The 16,993-nt window shown below is 30.3% G+C and carries 17 protein-coding genes and 2 pseudogenes; 1 reads left to right on the forward strand and 18 read right to left on the reverse strand.

The annotated features are described in order from the left end of the window. Positions 1-3: 3 nt before the first annotated feature. The 9 genes from J2Z44_RS18015 to J2Z44_RS18055 form a co-directional block, all read right to left on the reverse strand. A complete protein-coding gene (locus J2Z44_RS18015) occupies positions 4-681 on the reverse strand; it encodes a deoxynucleoside kinase (RefSeq protein ID WP_021285792.1) in 678 nt (225 codons plus the stop codon). Positions 682-1,076: 395 nt separating this feature from the next. Continuing rightward, on the reverse strand, positions 1,077-1,241 hold the full coding sequence (locus tag J2Z44_RS18020) for a hypothetical protein (RefSeq protein WP_021285793.1): 165 nt from the start codon (positions 1,239-1,241) through the stop codon (positions 1,077-1,079). Between the two features lie 28 nt (positions 1,242-1,269). Beyond that, the gene (locus J2Z44_RS18025; RefSeq protein WP_021285794.1) at positions 1,270-1,509 is read right to left on the reverse strand and encodes a DUF1292 domain-containing protein; all 240 of its coding nucleotides are present in this window, start codon (positions 1,507-1,509) and stop codon (positions 1,270-1,272) included. Between the two features lie 67 nt (positions 1,510-1,576). Further along, complete coding sequence (locus J2Z44_RS18030) at positions 1,577-2,749, reverse strand: alanyl-tRNA editing protein (RefSeq protein WP_021285795.1); 1,173 nt, start codon at positions 2,747-2,749, stop codon at positions 1,577-1,579. A gap of 92 nt (positions 2,750-2,841) precedes the next feature. Then, entirely contained in the window at positions 2,842-4,218 is a 1,377-nt protein-coding gene (locus J2Z44_RS18035; RefSeq protein WP_021285796.1) for a replication-associated recombination protein A, read from the reverse strand. Positions 4,219-4,231: 13 nt separating this feature from the next. Beyond that, on the reverse strand, positions 4,232-5,398 hold the full coding sequence (locus tag J2Z44_RS18040) for a glycosyltransferase family 4 protein (protein WP_021285797.1): 1,167 nt from the start codon (positions 5,396-5,398) through the stop codon (positions 4,232-4,234). Between the two features lie 284 nt (positions 5,399-5,682). Next, the gene (locus tag J2Z44_RS18045; protein ID WP_021285798.1) at positions 5,683-6,705 is read right to left on the reverse strand and encodes a molybdopterin-binding protein; all 1,023 of its coding nucleotides are present in this window, start codon (positions 6,703-6,705) and stop codon (positions 5,683-5,685) included. Between the two features lie 153 nt (positions 6,706-6,858). Then, the gene (locus J2Z44_RS18050; protein WP_021282506.1) at positions 6,859-7,161 is read right to left on the reverse strand and encodes a hypothetical protein; all 303 of its coding nucleotides are present in this window, start codon (positions 7,159-7,161) and stop codon (positions 6,859-6,861) included. 126 nt (positions 7,162-7,287) lie between these two features. Then, the gene (locus tag J2Z44_RS18055; protein WP_021282505.1) at positions 7,288-7,983 is read right to left on the reverse strand and encodes an MgtC/SapB family protein; all 696 of its coding nucleotides are present in this window, start codon (positions 7,981-7,983) and stop codon (positions 7,288-7,290) included. Positions 7,984-8,204: 221 nt separating this feature from the next. Between J2Z44_RS18055 and splB the strand changes: the two genes are divergently transcribed. Continuing rightward, a complete protein-coding gene (splB, locus tag J2Z44_RS18060; RefSeq protein WP_021282504.1) occupies positions 8,205-9,209 on the forward strand; it encodes a spore photoproduct lyase in 1,005 nt (334 codons plus the stop codon). 243 nt (positions 9,210-9,452) lie between these two features. On the opposite strand, the gene J2Z44_RS18065 is transcribed toward splB, so the two are convergent. The 9 genes and pseudogenes from J2Z44_RS18065 to J2Z44_RS21905 all read right to left on the reverse strand — a co-directional run. Continuing rightward, on the reverse strand, positions 9,453-10,157 hold the full coding sequence (locus J2Z44_RS18065; protein WP_209649901.1) for a hypothetical protein: 705 nt from the start codon (positions 10,155-10,157) through the stop codon (positions 9,453-9,455). 275 nt (positions 10,158-10,432) lie between these two features. Next, positions 10,433-10,567, reverse strand: coding sequence for a hypothetical protein (locus J2Z44_RS21900; RefSeq protein ID WP_281064906.1), 135 nt, complete (start codon positions 10,565-10,567; stop codon positions 10,433-10,435). A gap of 14 nt (positions 10,568-10,581) precedes the next feature. After that, positions 10,582-10,752: a hypothetical protein gene (locus tag J2Z44_RS18070; protein ID WP_021282500.1), complete on the reverse strand. Its 171-nt coding sequence runs from the start codon at positions 10,750-10,752 to the stop codon at positions 10,582-10,584. Positions 10,753-10,873: 121 nt separating this feature from the next. Then, positions 10,874-12,043 carry a 30S ribosomal protein S1 gene (gene rpsA, locus J2Z44_RS18075; protein ID WP_021282499.1) on the reverse strand — a complete coding sequence of 390 codons (1,170 nt, stop codon included), beginning with the start codon at positions 12,041-12,043 and terminating at the stop codon, positions 10,874-10,876. A 374-nt stretch (positions 12,044-12,417) separates the two neighbouring features. Continuing rightward, entirely contained in the window at positions 12,418-12,528 is a 111-nt protein-coding gene (locus J2Z44_RS22120) for an iron-sulfur cluster assembly accessory protein (protein ID WP_021282497.1), read from the reverse strand. A 206-nt stretch (positions 12,529-12,734) separates the two neighbouring features. Beyond that, a pseudogene (locus J2Z44_RS18085) lies at positions 12,735-13,307 on the reverse strand (peptide-methionine (S)-S-oxide reductase); the annotation flags it as partial. A 350-nt stretch (positions 13,308-13,657) separates the two neighbouring features. Further along, positions 13,658-14,734 (reverse strand): tetratricopeptide repeat-containing glycosyltransferase family 2 protein, encoded by a 1,077-nt coding sequence (locus J2Z44_RS18090; protein ID WP_021282495.1) that lies wholly within the window; start codon positions 14,732-14,734, stop codon positions 13,658-13,660. A 61-nt stretch (positions 14,735-14,795) separates the two neighbouring features. Continuing rightward, the gene (locus J2Z44_RS18095) at positions 14,796-15,875 is read right to left on the reverse strand and encodes a tetratricopeptide repeat-containing glycosyltransferase family 2 protein (RefSeq protein WP_209649905.1); all 1,080 of its coding nucleotides are present in this window, start codon (positions 15,873-15,875) and stop codon (positions 14,796-14,798) included. A gap of 129 nt (positions 15,876-16,004) precedes the next feature. Further along, positions 16,005-16,993 (reverse strand): annotated as a pseudogene (locus tag J2Z44_RS21905) (hypothetical protein); the annotation flags it as partial.

A 16,993-nucleotide genomic window follows, 5' to 3' on the forward strand; every position in this document is an offset into this window, starting at 1 on the left:
TCCTTAAGCTATTATTTCTTTAATAGTGTTTATTTCTTCTAATTTTTTATGTATTTCATTAAGAAGCATCTCTCTATGTTCTAAATTATTTTCAAAATCCATATTATCCACATTTATTTTTATGATAGGTGATATGTTATACTCATCAAAATACTCTCTGTAATTATTATTAAGCTCTTCCCAGTAAGACCTCTCAACTACTTTCTCATACTCTCTTCCTCTCTTATTAATTCTTTTCATTGCTTCGTCTACACCAATTTCTAAGTACACTAGTAGTTTAGGAGCCTTACAATGCTCAATCATATTTTCAAAGAGTTCCATGTAAAGATCAAATTCTTCTTTTGACATCTCACCTTTATCCTTTAGCATCTTTGCAAATATAATATCTCCATAAATACTTCTATCCATAACCGCATTTTTTATTTTTGATGCATCTTTAATGTTTTTAAATCTCTTGTTCAAGAAAAATATTTGTAATGGAAAACTGTATCTTTCTCTATCATAATAAAATTTTTCTAAAATAGGATTATCTACTACTGGTTCTTCAAAGGGTACATACCCTTCTTTTTCTAAAATATTCATAAGTGTACTCTTACCAACACCTACAACTCCATCAATAACTATCATGTCCCAAAATCCTCCTTGTCCAACTTTACTTAAACAACTTTCATAAAATTTCATATCATCTTGGCTCCCATTTTCTAAGATAAAATAACTACTACTATATAATAATTTTATTATATAGTTTGTAACATAATTTTTTATTAATATATAATCTCAAAAGAAACTAAGGTAAGTCAATATCCAAGCCTTAGCTAGATTTCTTTTAAACAATTACACTAAGTAATTATATTAAATAATGTTTGCATATACTAGTATAAAAATAAGCTTTAGCTTTTTCAAGTAAAACATAAAGTTCTACAAAAATAAATTCACATTCAATTCCTATATGTGGCTTATATATTATACTATTTAGTTTACAACCCTAACTTTAGGCTATTTGTTTTTCTATATTTACGGTTCTTAGATTGTCTTAAAAATAAAAATAGGGCTGCATCTAGCAGACCCTATTAATTCTAAACTTCATAACCATCTCTACGTGTATATTCAACTGATTTATTTAACTTAGGTTCTTCAATAGTTGAAACAAATTGATTTTTACTAACTTGCCCTTCACTCTTCATTCCCTTTTTTAAAAAGTCCTTGTTATTTGCAGCTTTTGCTTCTTCTCTTGTTGCCATAAAACCACCTCCATTTCATATGTTAAAATTAGTGATCCTGTGAATTGAATTTCTCTAAAACTCTATTAAATTCAGCACCTGCACCAATGGACATATATTCTACCTCACTAGCACTTCTTTTAACGGCTTTATAAGCATAAGCCTCATTGGAGTCCTTAGGGCCAGCAATAACATACTCATCTGAGCCTAGTTTTACCACATCAATGAGTTCTAACTCGACTTTTTTACCTGCATCGTTATAAACTGTTATAAATTCACTATGGTTCATATTATCCCTCCTATAGTATTTATACAGTTATAAGATGTGCATAATTTCATATTAATATTTATGATTTTTAAATATTCTCTATTTCACTATTTAAATAGTTATAAAACTCTAAAAGTTCTTCCTTGCAGTTAAAACTACCTTGGGCACGATTTTTACTACCTCCACCTTTTCCATTAAAGGATTTTATTGAAGTTTTGAAAATCTTTCCACAATCCAATTTACTATCTTCTTTAGAAGCTAGCAGAATCATATTTTCTTTACTGCTGCCTATAAGGACATCAATATTTTCTTGTACTAACAACTTACCAATTTCACTTATTTCATCAAATGACTTATCCTCATAAAGCTTTTTATATGTATCTTGTTTTAATTCCTTGAGTATAGCTTCAACATGGAACTCACAAATCTGTCTTTTTAAATCAGAAATGGCTTTATTGTTATCTTTAATGGTTTTATTCATATTATCTATTTTAGCAGTGATACTCTGCTCTTCAGCTGATAATAGCTTAACCAGCTCAGTAACTATCTCATGTTTTTTTTCATAATCTTTTAATGCTCTATGACCACATTTAAAATAAATTCTTGAATTACCCTTATACTTTTCTACCTTAATTATTTTTAATAATCCGATTTCACAAGTATTATTCACGTGAGTACCACAACAAGCGCTATAATCCGTTTTTTCAATCTCAACGATTCTAATATCTTGAGTTACTGAAGTTTCTTTTCGAATAGGTACTGAGCTCAACTGATCCTTATTAACCACGTAACATTTGATTGGTATATTTTTCATAATAACTTCATTACACATTTTCTCAGCTTTTTCCACCATTTCTTTTGACACTTCTTGCAATGAAATATCAATTGTTACATAATCAACCCCTAAATGAAACCCAAGGTTTTTTCCACCATAAAGTTTAAAAAATGCACCTGATAACAAATGTTCACCACTATGTTGCTGCATATGGTCAAACCTTCTATTAAAGTCAATTTCACAAAACACAATGGTCCTTTCTATGGGCTTATTTAATACATGATAAACCTTTTCATCTTCTTCATAGACATACTCAACTTTTATTCCCTGAATTTCTCCTAAGTCACAAGGCTGCCCTCCACCTTCAGGGTAGAAACCCGTTTCTTTTAAAACTATATGATACTTATCTTCTACCTGTTTAATTTCTGATACTTCACTTGTAAACTCTGTTATGTATGGATTATTATAATAAAGTTTTATTGTCATTTTATTCCTCCTTATGTTACTTTTTTATCTTATTTTTAAAAGTTTCAGATAATAATATAAATAAAAATGACTAACAAAAGAAGTCAGTCATTTTATTTTCCCTTTATATTTGAGATTCTTTCTTTTATCCTCTTTTCATATCCCAAGCCTTGAGGATTATAATAAACTACATTTAGTAGCTCCTCAGGCATATATTGTTGTTTTACGTAATTCCCTTCATAATCATGAGGGTATTTGTAATTAATTCCGCTACCTAAACTAGTAGCCCCATTATAACTTTTATCTCTTAAATGGGGAGGAACCTGACCTGTTTCTATCTTTTCAACATCATCTAAAGCTTTATTAATAGCTAGGTACGATGCATTACTTTTAGGCGCCGTACTAATATAGGTTACAGCTTGAGCTAAAGGAATTCTAGCTTCTGGCATTCCAAGGGTTTTAACTGCATTTAAGGCAGCAGTTGCAATTAAAATAGCATAGGGATCTGCATTTCCTACATCTTCTGAAGCTGCTATAACTATCCTTCTAGCAATAAACTCTGGATCTTCTCCTGCATAAAGCATACGAGCCAGATAATGAATCGCTGCATCGGCATCACTGCCTCTCATACTTTTGATAAAAGCTGAAATAACATCATAGTGGGAGTCTCCTGCTTTATCATAGGTAATATGCCTTTTCTGCATACATTGCTCCATTATCTTTAAGTCAATAGTTATTACTCCTTGTAGGTCTTTATCCGTTGTCAACACAGCTAACTCTAGAGCATTTAAAGCTCTTCTAGCATCACCATTAGAATTTTCATAAATAAAAGCTAAAGCTTCATCAGACAAATTGATATTGGTATTTCCATATCCCTGCTCTTTATCACATAATGCTCTATGAATTATTTTCCTAATATGACTTTCCATTAAAGGCTCTAGTTTAAATATCATAGACCTGGATAAAAGTGCTTTATTAACCTCAAAAAATGGATTTTCTGTAGTTGCACCTATTAAAATAATATTTCCCTTTTCCACATGTGGCAATAGAGCATCCTGCTGACTTTTATTAAATCTGTGAATTTCGTCAATGAATACTATGGTTTTTTCAGCTTTCATCCTCAGATTATTTATTGCTATATCGATGACTTCCCTTAATTCTTTTAATCCACTAGTTACAGCATTTAACTCAATGAAGTTAGACTTAGTAGTATTTGCAATAACCTGTGCTAGACTTGTTTTTCCAGTTCCAGGTGGACCATAAAGAATTAATGAAGTGAGCCTATCACCCTTAACTGCCCTATAGAGTAATTTATCTTTAGATAATATATGTTCTTGTCCAACATATTCTTCTAAAGTTAATGGTTTTAATCTTTGAGCTAAGGGTATGTTGTTATACTTAATTACCTCTTCTTTATGCTCGTCTATTTTCTTCCTTGAATTATTTTCATTTAATTGAAATATAGATATATTTTCAAAATCGTTCTTCATAAATACACCTTTACTATTTTGTTACAGTTACCTTTAATACTTTTACTATTTCATACTGTTTAAAGATTTTGCTTCCAAAGGCCTCTTTAGAATACTCAGTGGCCTTACCAATTGCATTTTGGCTAAGTTTATTCCTATAAGCAGCATCATTTAATATCTTTAAGGCTTCCATAACAAACTCCTCTTTAGTGTTATAAGCAAATCCATTATGGTCATTTATTACTACATTGTCAATACATTGATCGTACTTACAAAGTACAGGTATCCCACAACTTAATGCTTCAATGTATGTTAAGCCCTGAGTTTCACTTGTTGAGGCTGTAACAAAAACGTCTCCCATTTTATAGTATTTGTATATTTCCTCTGGAGAAATCATCCCAGTAAAAATAATTCTATCTTCTACTTTATGATCTCGAGCTACTCCTTTTAAAACTTCTAAGTATGGGCCACCACCAACAATTATAAGTTTTACTTTTTTATCTAAATTGGTTAATTCTGCAAAGTTACTTATAACTTCTTCTATATTTTTTTCTTCTCCTATTCTTCCCACATATACAATAACCTTATCATCCTTGTGAATCTGAAATTTTATCTTTAATTTTTCCTTCTCCTCATCTAAAAGGTCAATCATAAATCTAGACAAGTCAATTCCACTAGGTACTACAGAGATATGAGTATATACTCCATAGCTAATTAGGGTTTCCTTAACCTTAGTAGTAGGTGTAATTACTAAATCTACTTTGTTTAAAATTCTTCTTACAATCTTTTTTAAATTTTCTTTTGTAATTAATCTCCCTTTAAATACATATTTTAAATAGTCTTCATACATAGTATGGTAAGTATGCACGTGTGGTATTGAAAGTTTTTTCACGATATACCTAGCGTATATAAGTGTGGTAAACTCTGTTTGAGAGTGTACAATATCAGGACCCCATTGAATTATCTCTTTAATTAAAGAGTCCTTAATTGTTGCTCCAATTCGAGCTCCCGGATAAACTTTAATAGCTATAGACCTTAAAAAATATATATTATCTTCCAAATAAGATTTTCCATTACTTGAAAGGGTTAATATTCTTACATCGTGACCTTGTTTCCTCAGTTCCTTACATAAATTAATTGTGGAAGTTACCACCCCATTAACCATAGGTGAATATGTGTCACTAGTTATCAGTATTTTCATTAATATACCTCCATCTAACCCCTTAGTAAATTAATAAATTATATACTAAAGATATATTAAAGTAGTAATATTTCACTTTTTTCTTTATATTCAAGTTTATGTAAATTATAAATCTTTTATCACCTTAAAATATTATATCACTACCACTATATGGAATCAATTACTGTATAATAAATTGTTTAACAATAAGGTCTAAAACTCACAGAATCACTTGATACTATTAAAACTATTAATAGTAATTTAAATAGCCCTGAAAAGCAAAATTTTCAGGGTTATATCATAATCTATTTACCAAAGGGGCAAACTGGGTACTTACATTCTTCACACTTAAGACAAAGGCCACCATGAGCAAGTTTATTAATTTCTTTTCTAGTAATTTTATCTTTTGCCATAATTCTAGGCAAAATCAAATCAAATACTGTAGCTTTATTAAACATACCACAAGCAGGTAGTCCTATAATGCTAGTATGGTTCGAATAAGCTAGCATAAACATTGCACCTGGTAGTACTGGAGAGCCATAGGAAACTACCTCAGTGCTGCAATGTTTTATAGCTTTAGGAGTAACATCATCAGCATCAACAGACATGCCACCAGAAGTTATAACAATATCCACACCTTTACTAATGAATTCTTCTATGGCTTTGGTTATTTGATGAAGATCATCTGGTACAAATGTAGTTCCAATAATTTCACAAGGAAATTGTTTTAATTTATTTGTTATCACTGGTTCAAATTTATCTTTTATTCTTCCTTGAAAAACCTCCGTCCCAGTTATGACTATACCAACCTTCTGATATTCAAATGGCTTTACCCATATAACTTTATCATTTATACATATTTCTTGTATCCTTTTTATATACTTTTCGTCTATAGCTAGGGGAATTATCTTAGTTCCTGCTACAGTATCTCCCTTTTCAACTAATGTATTGCAATGAAGAGTGCTTAAAATTATATTCTCTATATCATTTATATCATCAAGGGAACTTAGATTTATCTTAAGTAACCCTTTTGTATTCGATTTTATATTTACTTTTCCCTCACTAGGCCCATCAAAGTAAGTCCCTGTCTCTTTGTTGACTAACGCTTGGCCGATTTTTAGTGCACATTCATCTTCGTGAAGTAGCCCATTTGATAAGTTAATTGCATAAATGTGGTTTTTACCAATATTTTTTAGTTCTTCTATATCACTTTCAGTAATAATATGTCCCTTTTTAAAAGCAACACCTTTAAACTCTCCAGGTACGATTTTTGTTAAGTCATGGCCAATTACCATACCAATAGCCTCTTCAACTTTTACTAAATCCATTGTTTTTCCCCCTCAGATTAAACTTAAAATAATTATAATAATTATAACTTAAATGGAAATTTTTGTATATAATAAAAATCTTCTTACCTACTTCAAAATTTGGTAAGAAGATTTTTATAATGTATACTTTAGGTGTTAACAGTTACAATTTTATTATTTTTCATCATCAATAAGAATTAAGTTATTAAATTTCATATTTCTTGTGGCAATTCTTAAAATATCTTTATATACTTTTTTATTATTCACTTCAACTATTTCACCCATTTTTATTTTCTCTATAATACTCTCTAGTTTTTCTGGAGGGTTAATTTTTCTAAAAGGGTTGTTCTCCCATACTATAAGATGTTCAACTTCCTCCATGGTAAGCACTTTCCTCGCCTTATCCTCAAATCTTTTTATTATGAGAACTATAAGGTAAAGTGCTAGTATTAGTACTATAAAACTGACATACTCCATAAATTTCTCTCCTTTGTTAAATTCCATATTATTATTTACAAACACTTATTTTTTATACATTTTTTCAGAAATAACTTATTATCACTGTAAAATTAAGTATTTGACTATTTTAAAATCTACCTTAGTTTATATTAGTTTAAACGAGATTACTTCCTCTATTAAACCAAGGCTACATATTAAAGAAGAGTTAGTTAAAGCAGCAGGCACATTAATATAATACTCAAACTTAAAATTTTTATTCTCTTCATTTTCCATATCCATTGAAACTGTTAAGACTTCGATAGCTTCTTTCTCGAAATATTGGCATAATTGCTTATTACCTTCAATACCATTATCAAATTCAACATAAAGTTTAATGTTTTTTTTCTTATAAATAATTTTTCCTTCTAGTTTTTTGAATATAATCAAAGTAATAAAAATTATAAATGTTGCAGCTAAAGATAAAAAGTAAAATCCTAAGCCTACAGCAAGACCTAGGCATGCAACCGTCCAAACCGTAGCTGCTGTTGTTAGTCCTTTAACTGATCCCTTTAGATGGACTATAGTTCCTGCCCCAAGAAAACCTACTCCAGTAATAACCTGAGCACCTAGTCTACCGTAATCTACTTTGAAAACCTCACTTAAAGCTGGATTAATTGTAGTTTGTAGAATTGTCCATTCACCAATGGAAATCTGTATCATAGAAACAACAGCTGCACCTACACATACTAATATATGAGTCCTTAAACCTGCTGGTCTTTGCTTATATTCCCTTTCATATCCAATTAATCCCCCAACAAACACTGCTACCATTAGCCTTATAAGAATATCTCCATAACTCATAAAATCACCTTACAAAATGCTATAATAATACATAAAATCTGTTATATAATAGCATATACAAAACTCATATTTCTGTTAATCAATATCTAGGCTTGATGGATATAATATTTATTGTAACCTTAAACTTTAAAAAATCTCTAGAGTTAAACTAAATAATTAAGTAAACTTTAAACTATGTATTTATTTCTTAAAATATGCAAAAATAACTTTGAGGTGATTTTATGTTTCTACCCAAACGTGTTATTTTTGAAGAAAGTGCCTTGGAATATGAAAAAGGCAGAAAATTATTAGAGCTGTTTCAAAATGAAAAGATTGAAATTAAATATTCGAGCAGTGGAAGGATAACAGGAATTCCTGGAAAAAGCTCACAGGATATGTATGGAGAAGGAAAGAATACCCTAGTTATTGGAGTTAGAAAAACATTAAAATTTGAATCTTGCAAACCCTCAGCACATTACCAGCTACCTTTAGTAAGTGGTTGCATGGGTATGTGCGAATATTGTTATTTAAATACTCAAATGGGTAAAAGACCTTATACCAAAATCCATGTGAATATTGAGGAGATATTAGAAAAAGCAAAGGAATATATAATAGAAAGAACTCCACAAACCACTATTTTTGAAGGAGCAGCTACTTCAGATCCAATTCCTATAGAACCTTATAGTGGAGCATTAAAAAGTGCAATTGAGTTCTTTGGTAATGAAGAAAATGGACTCTTCCGATTTGTAACAAAATTTACAGAAGTTGATAGTCTACTTGATTTAGAGCACAATGGCAGAACTACCATAAGATTTAGTATTAATACTAATAAGATCATTAGTTCCTATGAGCATAGAACCCCTACCTTTGAGCAAAGGCTACATGCTGCGATAAAAACTAGTAAAAGTGGTTATCCTTTAGGATTTATTATTGCTCCTGTGTTTTTATATGAAAATTGGGAATCTGAATATTTATCTCTTTTGGAAGCTATACGAAATAATATTGGTACTAATGTAATGTTTGAGGTTATTTCTCATAGGTTTACCAAGAGAGCAAAAGAGAATATTTTAAGTGTATTTCCTAAAACTAGCTTACCAATGGAAGAAGAGCTAAGAAAATTTAAATTCGGCCAGTTCGGCTACGGAAAGTATATTTATAAAGATGAGGAGCTAAATTATTACAAAAACTTTTTTAAAGAACATATTTCAAACCTATTTGGGGCAGAATCTATTAACTATATAATTTAAAACCCATATAGGTACCTCCTTGATTTATATTGTACCTAGAAGTATATTACAATATATTTTTATTAAGTGCATAATTATATTTCTTACTTTTCAATATTCTGTAAAGCTGAAATATAATTATGTTATTTAAACTTCATTTTTACATAAAACAAAAGGACCATCCATATTGTAGCTTTGCTTCTATGGATAGTCTTTTTAATAATTCTACTAAATAGTTCTTGTTTTAATTATTATTGTATAATTTTAAGCTGATACATTGCCTTGTTTCATACTAGTTTTAGCCTTAGAAGTTGCCAGTATTGCCCCTAATACAATTGAAAGAAGGGCAGCAGTTAGCACTCTATATTCACTTGGTAGTAAAAATGTAATTGTATGGGCTGGTATCCAGAATATAGGTATAGTTTTGCATACAACAAATCCAATATACCCGTACCAGTCAATGGTTTTTACAACATCATAAAGTTTTACCTTTAAGATGTTACTTAATTGTCCTTGACCTAAATCAATGTAAGTATCAGTTATTCTATGAAAAGCCATGAATGTGGGAGCAAAAGCTAAGTTCATAAAAGTACTAGTAAAAAAGGCAGATAAGATTTTATTCGCTAGGGTTCCTTCTTTACCTACTGGAAGAAGGCCATCCTTCATAACCACTCCAACGCCGCCAGCAAATAGTGCAAATACTACAGCAAACGCCATACCAATAAATCCCCATATTACGAAACGATATACCATGCCTACTGGTTTAGCATAGTTACCTTTAACAATTCTGATAGCCAATAGTTCCCCCATGGTTGCTAGAATTCCAACTTTAAAGAATCCTGTTATGTATGGATGTGTTTTAGTAGCAGCTAAAAACATTTTGTGAGTATAAGGACTCGTTAAAATAAAAATTACTAATAAAAGTCCGATTCCCCAAATTAAATCACTTTTTTTAAAACTTTTAGTCATGATAAAACCCCCTTTATATAACAGATTATACCAGAAACTTCGAAAAATTCTATAAGTTCTTTATAAGATTTTTTATTTTAACAACTTATTTTAAATTCAAACTCCAACCTATTTGCTCTAACTAGAATTTATATAGGTAGAAACTACTTGTAACTTTTTTACAGATAATTTAATACCAACAAATTAAAATACTTTACTAGGATTATTTAAAATGAAAAAAGATGAACTTTTTATATAATAATAAAGCTCTGCAAAGATTTGCAGAGCTAAAGGTTTTATACATCATTATTTTTTATTGACTGTCTTTTAGCATTTTTATTTTTTTGATGATTTTCTTCTGTTATAGGAGTTTGGTAGTTACACTTTTCCATTCTAACCTTTTTATTATCTGGTTGACTATCTTTTGTCATGGTTTATTCCTCCCTTACCACTTTCCATCATATTTAATTGGATTTGCTTTTTGGTGTGTTACCTTGGCTTTTCCTTGAATTTCTGGTACAGGATGAAACTGATTTCTTTCAAAATGCTGCTTTTTATTACTCTCTGTTCCATGTGGTTCAGATGGATCTGGTCTTCTCATTCCTGCTTTTGCCATGATTATGACCTCCTTAAGTTTTTTACATTAATAGTTTGTACAAAACAGCAACTTTGATACTAAGCAAAACTTATCTAACATGATGTAAATTGGTCGTAGAGTAAATTTTTAATAAATATAACTAATCAAACTTTAATTCTTTTAGTTTATCACTAAATAAGTCTCCTAGAGTTAAATCTTCATCCTTATTGTATTTTTCATATTCTTTATTCGTTTCTAAAGCTTCTTTTATACTTAAAGATATTCTTTTATTTTCCTTATTTATCTCCAATATTTTAACCTTTACCTTGTCACCAATATGCAATTTATCATCAGGTTTTGTTATATTATCTTCTGATATTTCATGTAAGTGGACTAATCCTTCTATGCCCGGTAATATTTCTACAAAAGCTCCGAAATTAACTAACTTTTTAATAGTTCCTTCAGTGATACTACCAATTTTAATGTTTTCATTAACTTTATTCCATGGATCTTCAATAGTAGCTTTTAAGGATAATCCTAATCTTTTATTTTCTTTATCAATTGATAAGATATAAACCTCAACTTCATCACCAACTGACACAACTTCTTCTGGTTTTAACACTCTTTTCCAAGATAAATCCTTTAAATGTATTAAACCTTGTACCCCATTTAACTCTACAAAAGCACCAAAGTTTGCAAGTCTTACTATCTTTCCTTTTCTTAATTCTCCAATTTTTAGGGAGCTCCATTGTTTTTCCTCGTTAGATTTTCTATTTTCTTCTTCAATAATTCTTCTAGATAGAACAACCTTCTTTTTCTCTTTATCAAGTTCAATAATTCTAACTTCTAAGCACTTTCCTATAAAATCATTTAAATTTTGCACAAAATTTATAGATAATTGAGAAGCAGGAATAAAAGCTCTAACACCCTTAAAATAGCCTATAACTCCACCTTTTACTACCTCATGTACTATAATTTCTATTACTGCAGAGTTTTTACTTAATTCTTCTAATTCATCCCAAACAACAATATTATCAGCTATTTTTTTAGAAAGAAGCACATGCCCTTCACCATCATTATTTTTAAGAACATAAACATCTATATCCTCACCAATAACAAATTCTTCATGCATATTAATATCATTATTAAAAGATATTTCATTTTTAGGAATAAATCCATCATACATATAATTTATATTAATTATTAACCCATCATCATGTACTGCAATAACTTTTCCCTTTAGTATATCTCCCGTTTTAACTGGGTTAAAGGATCTATTAATATCTTCTAAAAAATCATTCATGGATAACTCAGTATTTTCATTACTCATAATAACACTCCTATCTTGCACTTATATAAGATTAACTATATAAACATTATATAGTTATATTGAAGTTATTTTCAACTTTATTATATATTAGCTGTATTAAATTTATACAAAAGCAAAAAGAAAGACCTCTAGGTATATCCTAGAGATCTTTAAATCTATTAGCCACAGCTTGAGCAAGTTGAGCATCCGCTTTCAGGTTTCTTCTCAGGCTCAATAGAGAATCCACCTCTTCCATTTTCTTCTCCTGAAAGAATTTCAAGAGTTCCAAACTGCTCTGTAACTTTTTTATCAACTAAAAAAGTTAATCCATCTATAGTTTCTGTATTATCTTCTGACTTTTGTTCATCCAGAACAAGATTAAATGCTGGACCGCCTCAGCCCATGCCTGCAAAATGTAATCTTATAACATCTGCAGTTACTTCGTTATCAGCTAAAAATTGTTTAAATAATTTAGCCGCGTTATCACTCATTTTAACAACTGACATAATTAGTACCTCTCTTTACTGTTTTTTTGTATTATTTTTAATAACACCTATTAGTATGCGTATAAAAATATCTTATTATGTTTTTCTATAGCAAATAAAGGAATAATACAATAATATAATATCACACCCTATGGGAGTGTCAATAGATACTTGTTCATCTATAAATAATATTAATAGACATATTGTTTATAAACATATTTTTATTTCTATTTCCCATAACCTTCTACTATATCAAGTAAGGCCTTTTCTCCTTGAGACGAAAGTCCGAAACTTTCAATTTCTTGTTTTAACCTTTTAAGTGTGCCATTACCTTTGCAGTATGAGTTCACCTTCATAGCTGAAGTAGAATTAATAAAATCCATAATATTAGGATAAATTTCAATGAAATCTTTCCTAATTTCTTGGACATTTTGAAGAAAAAATTTTTGATGATAATTTTCTGCAAGGTAGAATTTACTTAAGGGTCTAATTTCTGTATTAAAACTTCTTCCAACCTGGTTTTCAAATCGTTTTCTACTATCTTCAGCTATGATTTTTTCTTCTTGATTCCGATAAAAAATTATAGACTTGTACTGAGTTTTTCCAGTTCTATTTTCTGGTGTATGGCTATACCAAAAGGTTTCAATTATTGAATCGTAAGTAATTAAATCACCGTCATAATCAAACTCAAAAGCTTCACTATAGTCCTTTATATTTCTATAGCTTGGATTATCTGCTATGCCTCCACAATATCCTACTCTTGTTCTATATATACCTTCTACCATGCCAAACTTGGCCTCTGGAGTCCAAAATCATCCCACTGCAAGAGTAGCTGTTTTTAAGTTTTTAGGTAATTGCAAATCAACTATGGGTTTATCTCCTACTTTCATTCATATCAATCCTTTCATTACAAATAAAACCTACATATATCTAAACTAATTGCTAACTACACCTTCATATTTTTGTGAAATAAGAAGATTAATAAGTTATAATAATATTATAAGCTAATTATAATATTATTTTCATGATTTTATAATTAATACTTTAATGACGGTTACTCCCGCTTAAAAGTGTCAATCAAAATTGTATAGCGCATAATAAAAACGTTAACATCTTAAGCCATGCTAACGTTTTTATTTCATCTTTAATTTTAATTTTTTATTATACCTTTACTTTTAAAAAACTCTATATTACTTAGAATACTTTTATTACTAGGATTATATTTATAAGCTACTTCATTATGCTCAAAAGCCTTTTGCACATCATTAATCTTAAAGTAGCAAACGCAAAGTTGGAGCTGAGGAAGCCAAGTCCAATATTCTTCATAAATAAAGCCTAAATCACTGCTTGGCTTTTGAAGATTAATTTCAACTTCATACCACCTTATTGCTTGTATATATTTCTCTTCTTCCTGAAAGCTTAAGGCTATTCTGTAGATTGCTTCTGCTCTTGGAGTATCATGCTCAAAGGTTTCATAACATACTTTTCTACACTGTTCATAAAATCCTTTGTTTAAATAAATATCAGCAAGGGTTATCAGTGCTTGTATTTTTTCTTCATACCATCCATTCATCTGAGGAACCTTACTTAACACTTCAATAGCTTTATCATTCATTCCATTAAAGTACAGCTCTTTTCCATAATAATAAGTGTCTCTAGAATTTAATGTATATCCTTGTTTTATTTTATTCCTAAAAATATTTATATTTCTATCACTACTACCATGTACCCTCATATGAGAAATATTTATATCACTATCTAGTATTTTGCCTTCAACAGCGATATACTCATGAATGAATCCACACCATTTGAACCCTCTGCTTCTTTTAACTATCCTGTTTCTTCTAAAAGTTAAGGTTGGATATCCAGCTTCATTAAAGGCATAATTATATCTCATAGAAATTACATCATATGAAGAATCGAAATCTTCTTTTAACCTCTTTAATTTATTTCTATCTTCCTCTTTTAGAATATCATCAGCGTCTAACCAAAATATATATTCACTCGATGCTTTACTAAAAGAAAAATTCCTTGCAGCTGAAAAATCATCTATCCATAGAAAATCATAAATTTTATTTGTATACGCCTTAACTATATCCTTTGTTTTATCTGTAGACCCAGTGTCTACAATAATTATTTCATCAACTAAATCCTCTACGGATGCTAAGCAGCTACCTATACATTTTTCCTCATTTTTCACAATCATGCAGAGACTAATAGTAATCATCATAAACTCCTTAAAAATTTATTATTTTAGTTTTAAAAAATTAAACTAGAACAAAAAATTACTAATCTACTTGAAAACCTAAAGATTTAAACATCTCTTTATTTTTAATTACATAGTAGTCATTTGGAATTTCACTTGCCGCCAATTCATTATATCTAAAGGAATTTTTCAAATCTCCAACTTCATAATAGCAACAACATAATTGTTGATATGGCAAATAATTTATCCAACTGTTATCCACTTTCATAAAATTTTCATTAGGGCAATTAGAGTGCAAAGTCTCTTTAAACCAAAAAATAGCTTCATAGTACTTCTGAAGTTTCTGAAAACAATATCCCAATTTATAGCATACTTCTGCCCTAGGAATTTCATAGTTAAAAGTATTGGTACAGTATTTAATAGCTTTTTCATAATCTCCCTTGCTACTGTAGCAATCTGCTAACTTAATCAACGCATTTACCTTATCATAATTGTCATCATAGTCCATTTCAAGAAAGTTCTCTAAAACCCTTATAGCATCATCATAGTACCCACCAGCAAAAAGCTCTCCCCCATAATAATAAGTTTCTCTAGGATTTAAATAATAATTTTCTAACATTTTTTTTCTAAAGTTTTCTATATTCCTTTTGTTATTATCGTGCTTTCTTGTATGAGTTATATGAATGTCATAATCTTCATGATTTCCCCATACATTCAACCTTTCATGCATGAAGCAATCCCAGTAAAAACCTCTAAAGTTTTTAACCAATCTATTTCTTCTAAAAGAATAAGTGCAGTTACCATTATCATCAAAAGAATAATCATACATCATTCCAACATAATCTGTAGCATCACATAAGTTATTTTTAAGCTCTATAAGTTTTACTCTATCTTCCTCTAATAATACATCATCTGCGTCCAACCATAATATATAATCCTTGGTAGCTAAACTGAAAGAATAGTTTCTTGCAGCTGAAAAATCGTTAATCCAATTAAAGTTATAAATATTATTCGAATATTTTTTTATAATTTCAATAGTATTATCATTAGAACCAGTATCTACTATTATTAGCTCATCAACAATGTCATGTACAGACTTCAAGCAGTTTTCGATGGATTTCTCTTCATTTTTTGTTATCATACATAAACTTATAGAAATCATAAATCTCCTCCTAATCATAGAATTAAGGATACCCTGTTAAGGGTATCCTATAAAAATTATCATTGTTTAACTAATACCTACTATTAAAAACTACGCAAATTATCATATTTATAGTTAATTTATAAGACTTTAGCTAATTCTACTTGTTGGCTTAAAGGTATTTATATAACAGTATGATGCAAATATGGTACCGCAAGTCCCTTGACCTGGATTAGTGAACGTTCCCATTCCGTCTACTGCTGATATAACTTCTGAGTTATTTCTTTCAAAATTATAGAATCTTATATTTAATGGAGTATTATTATCATCCGCTATTTGTAATCTTTGTCTAATTTCATCTAGATATTCGCAACCTGCTGGTGGTGGTACTGCTGGTACATTAACTCGTATTCCACCAATTGGAGCAGGCTCATTAATAGTTACTCTATTTCTTAGGAATATAATCTCAGTTATATTACAAATTGCTATAGCCCTACAACAATTTTCTTGCAAGTTTGTACAATCTGTAATTAATAATCCCCTATCAATTATATCTGTTGATCTTAAGGTTACGTTGGATATTCTATTATTTCCACTATTACCCTTAACAAATATATCCACCCTAATTGAAGTAATTCCTGCTGTATTTGTAGCAAGGTAATTGATTAATCCTTGTAGGAAATCTTGAGTTCTTCTGCAACAATAGTCACAACAACTTTGCCCTCCAGGTGGGCCTACTGGTCCTGTTGGCCCTGTTGGTCCTGTACAACATGGTCCAGTTGGTCCGATTGGTCCTTGTGGTCCTGTTGGTCCAGGCACTCCCTGTAATCCTTGTGGACCCTGTGGTCCTGTTGCTCCAGTAGCTCCTGTTGATCCTGCTATGCCTTGTAATCCTTGAGGCCCTGTTGGTCCTGCTATTCCTTGTAATCCCTGTGGTCCGGTTGGTCCTACTGGTCCTTGTGGCCCTGTTGGTCCTGTTGGCCCAGGTACTCCTTGGAATCCTTGTGGACCCTGTGGTCCTGTTGCTCCAGTAGCTCCTGTTGATCCTGCTATTCCTTGTAATCCCTGTGGTCCGGTTGGTCCTACTGGTCCTTGTGGCCCTGTTGGTCCTGTTGGCCCAGGTACTCCTTGGAATCCTT

Origin of the sequence: Clostridium punense, assembly GCF_017874425.1 — a bacterium.
GTDB classification, from domain to species: domain Bacteria; phylum Bacillota; class Clostridia; order Clostridiales; family Clostridiaceae; genus Clostridium_J; species Clostridium_J punense.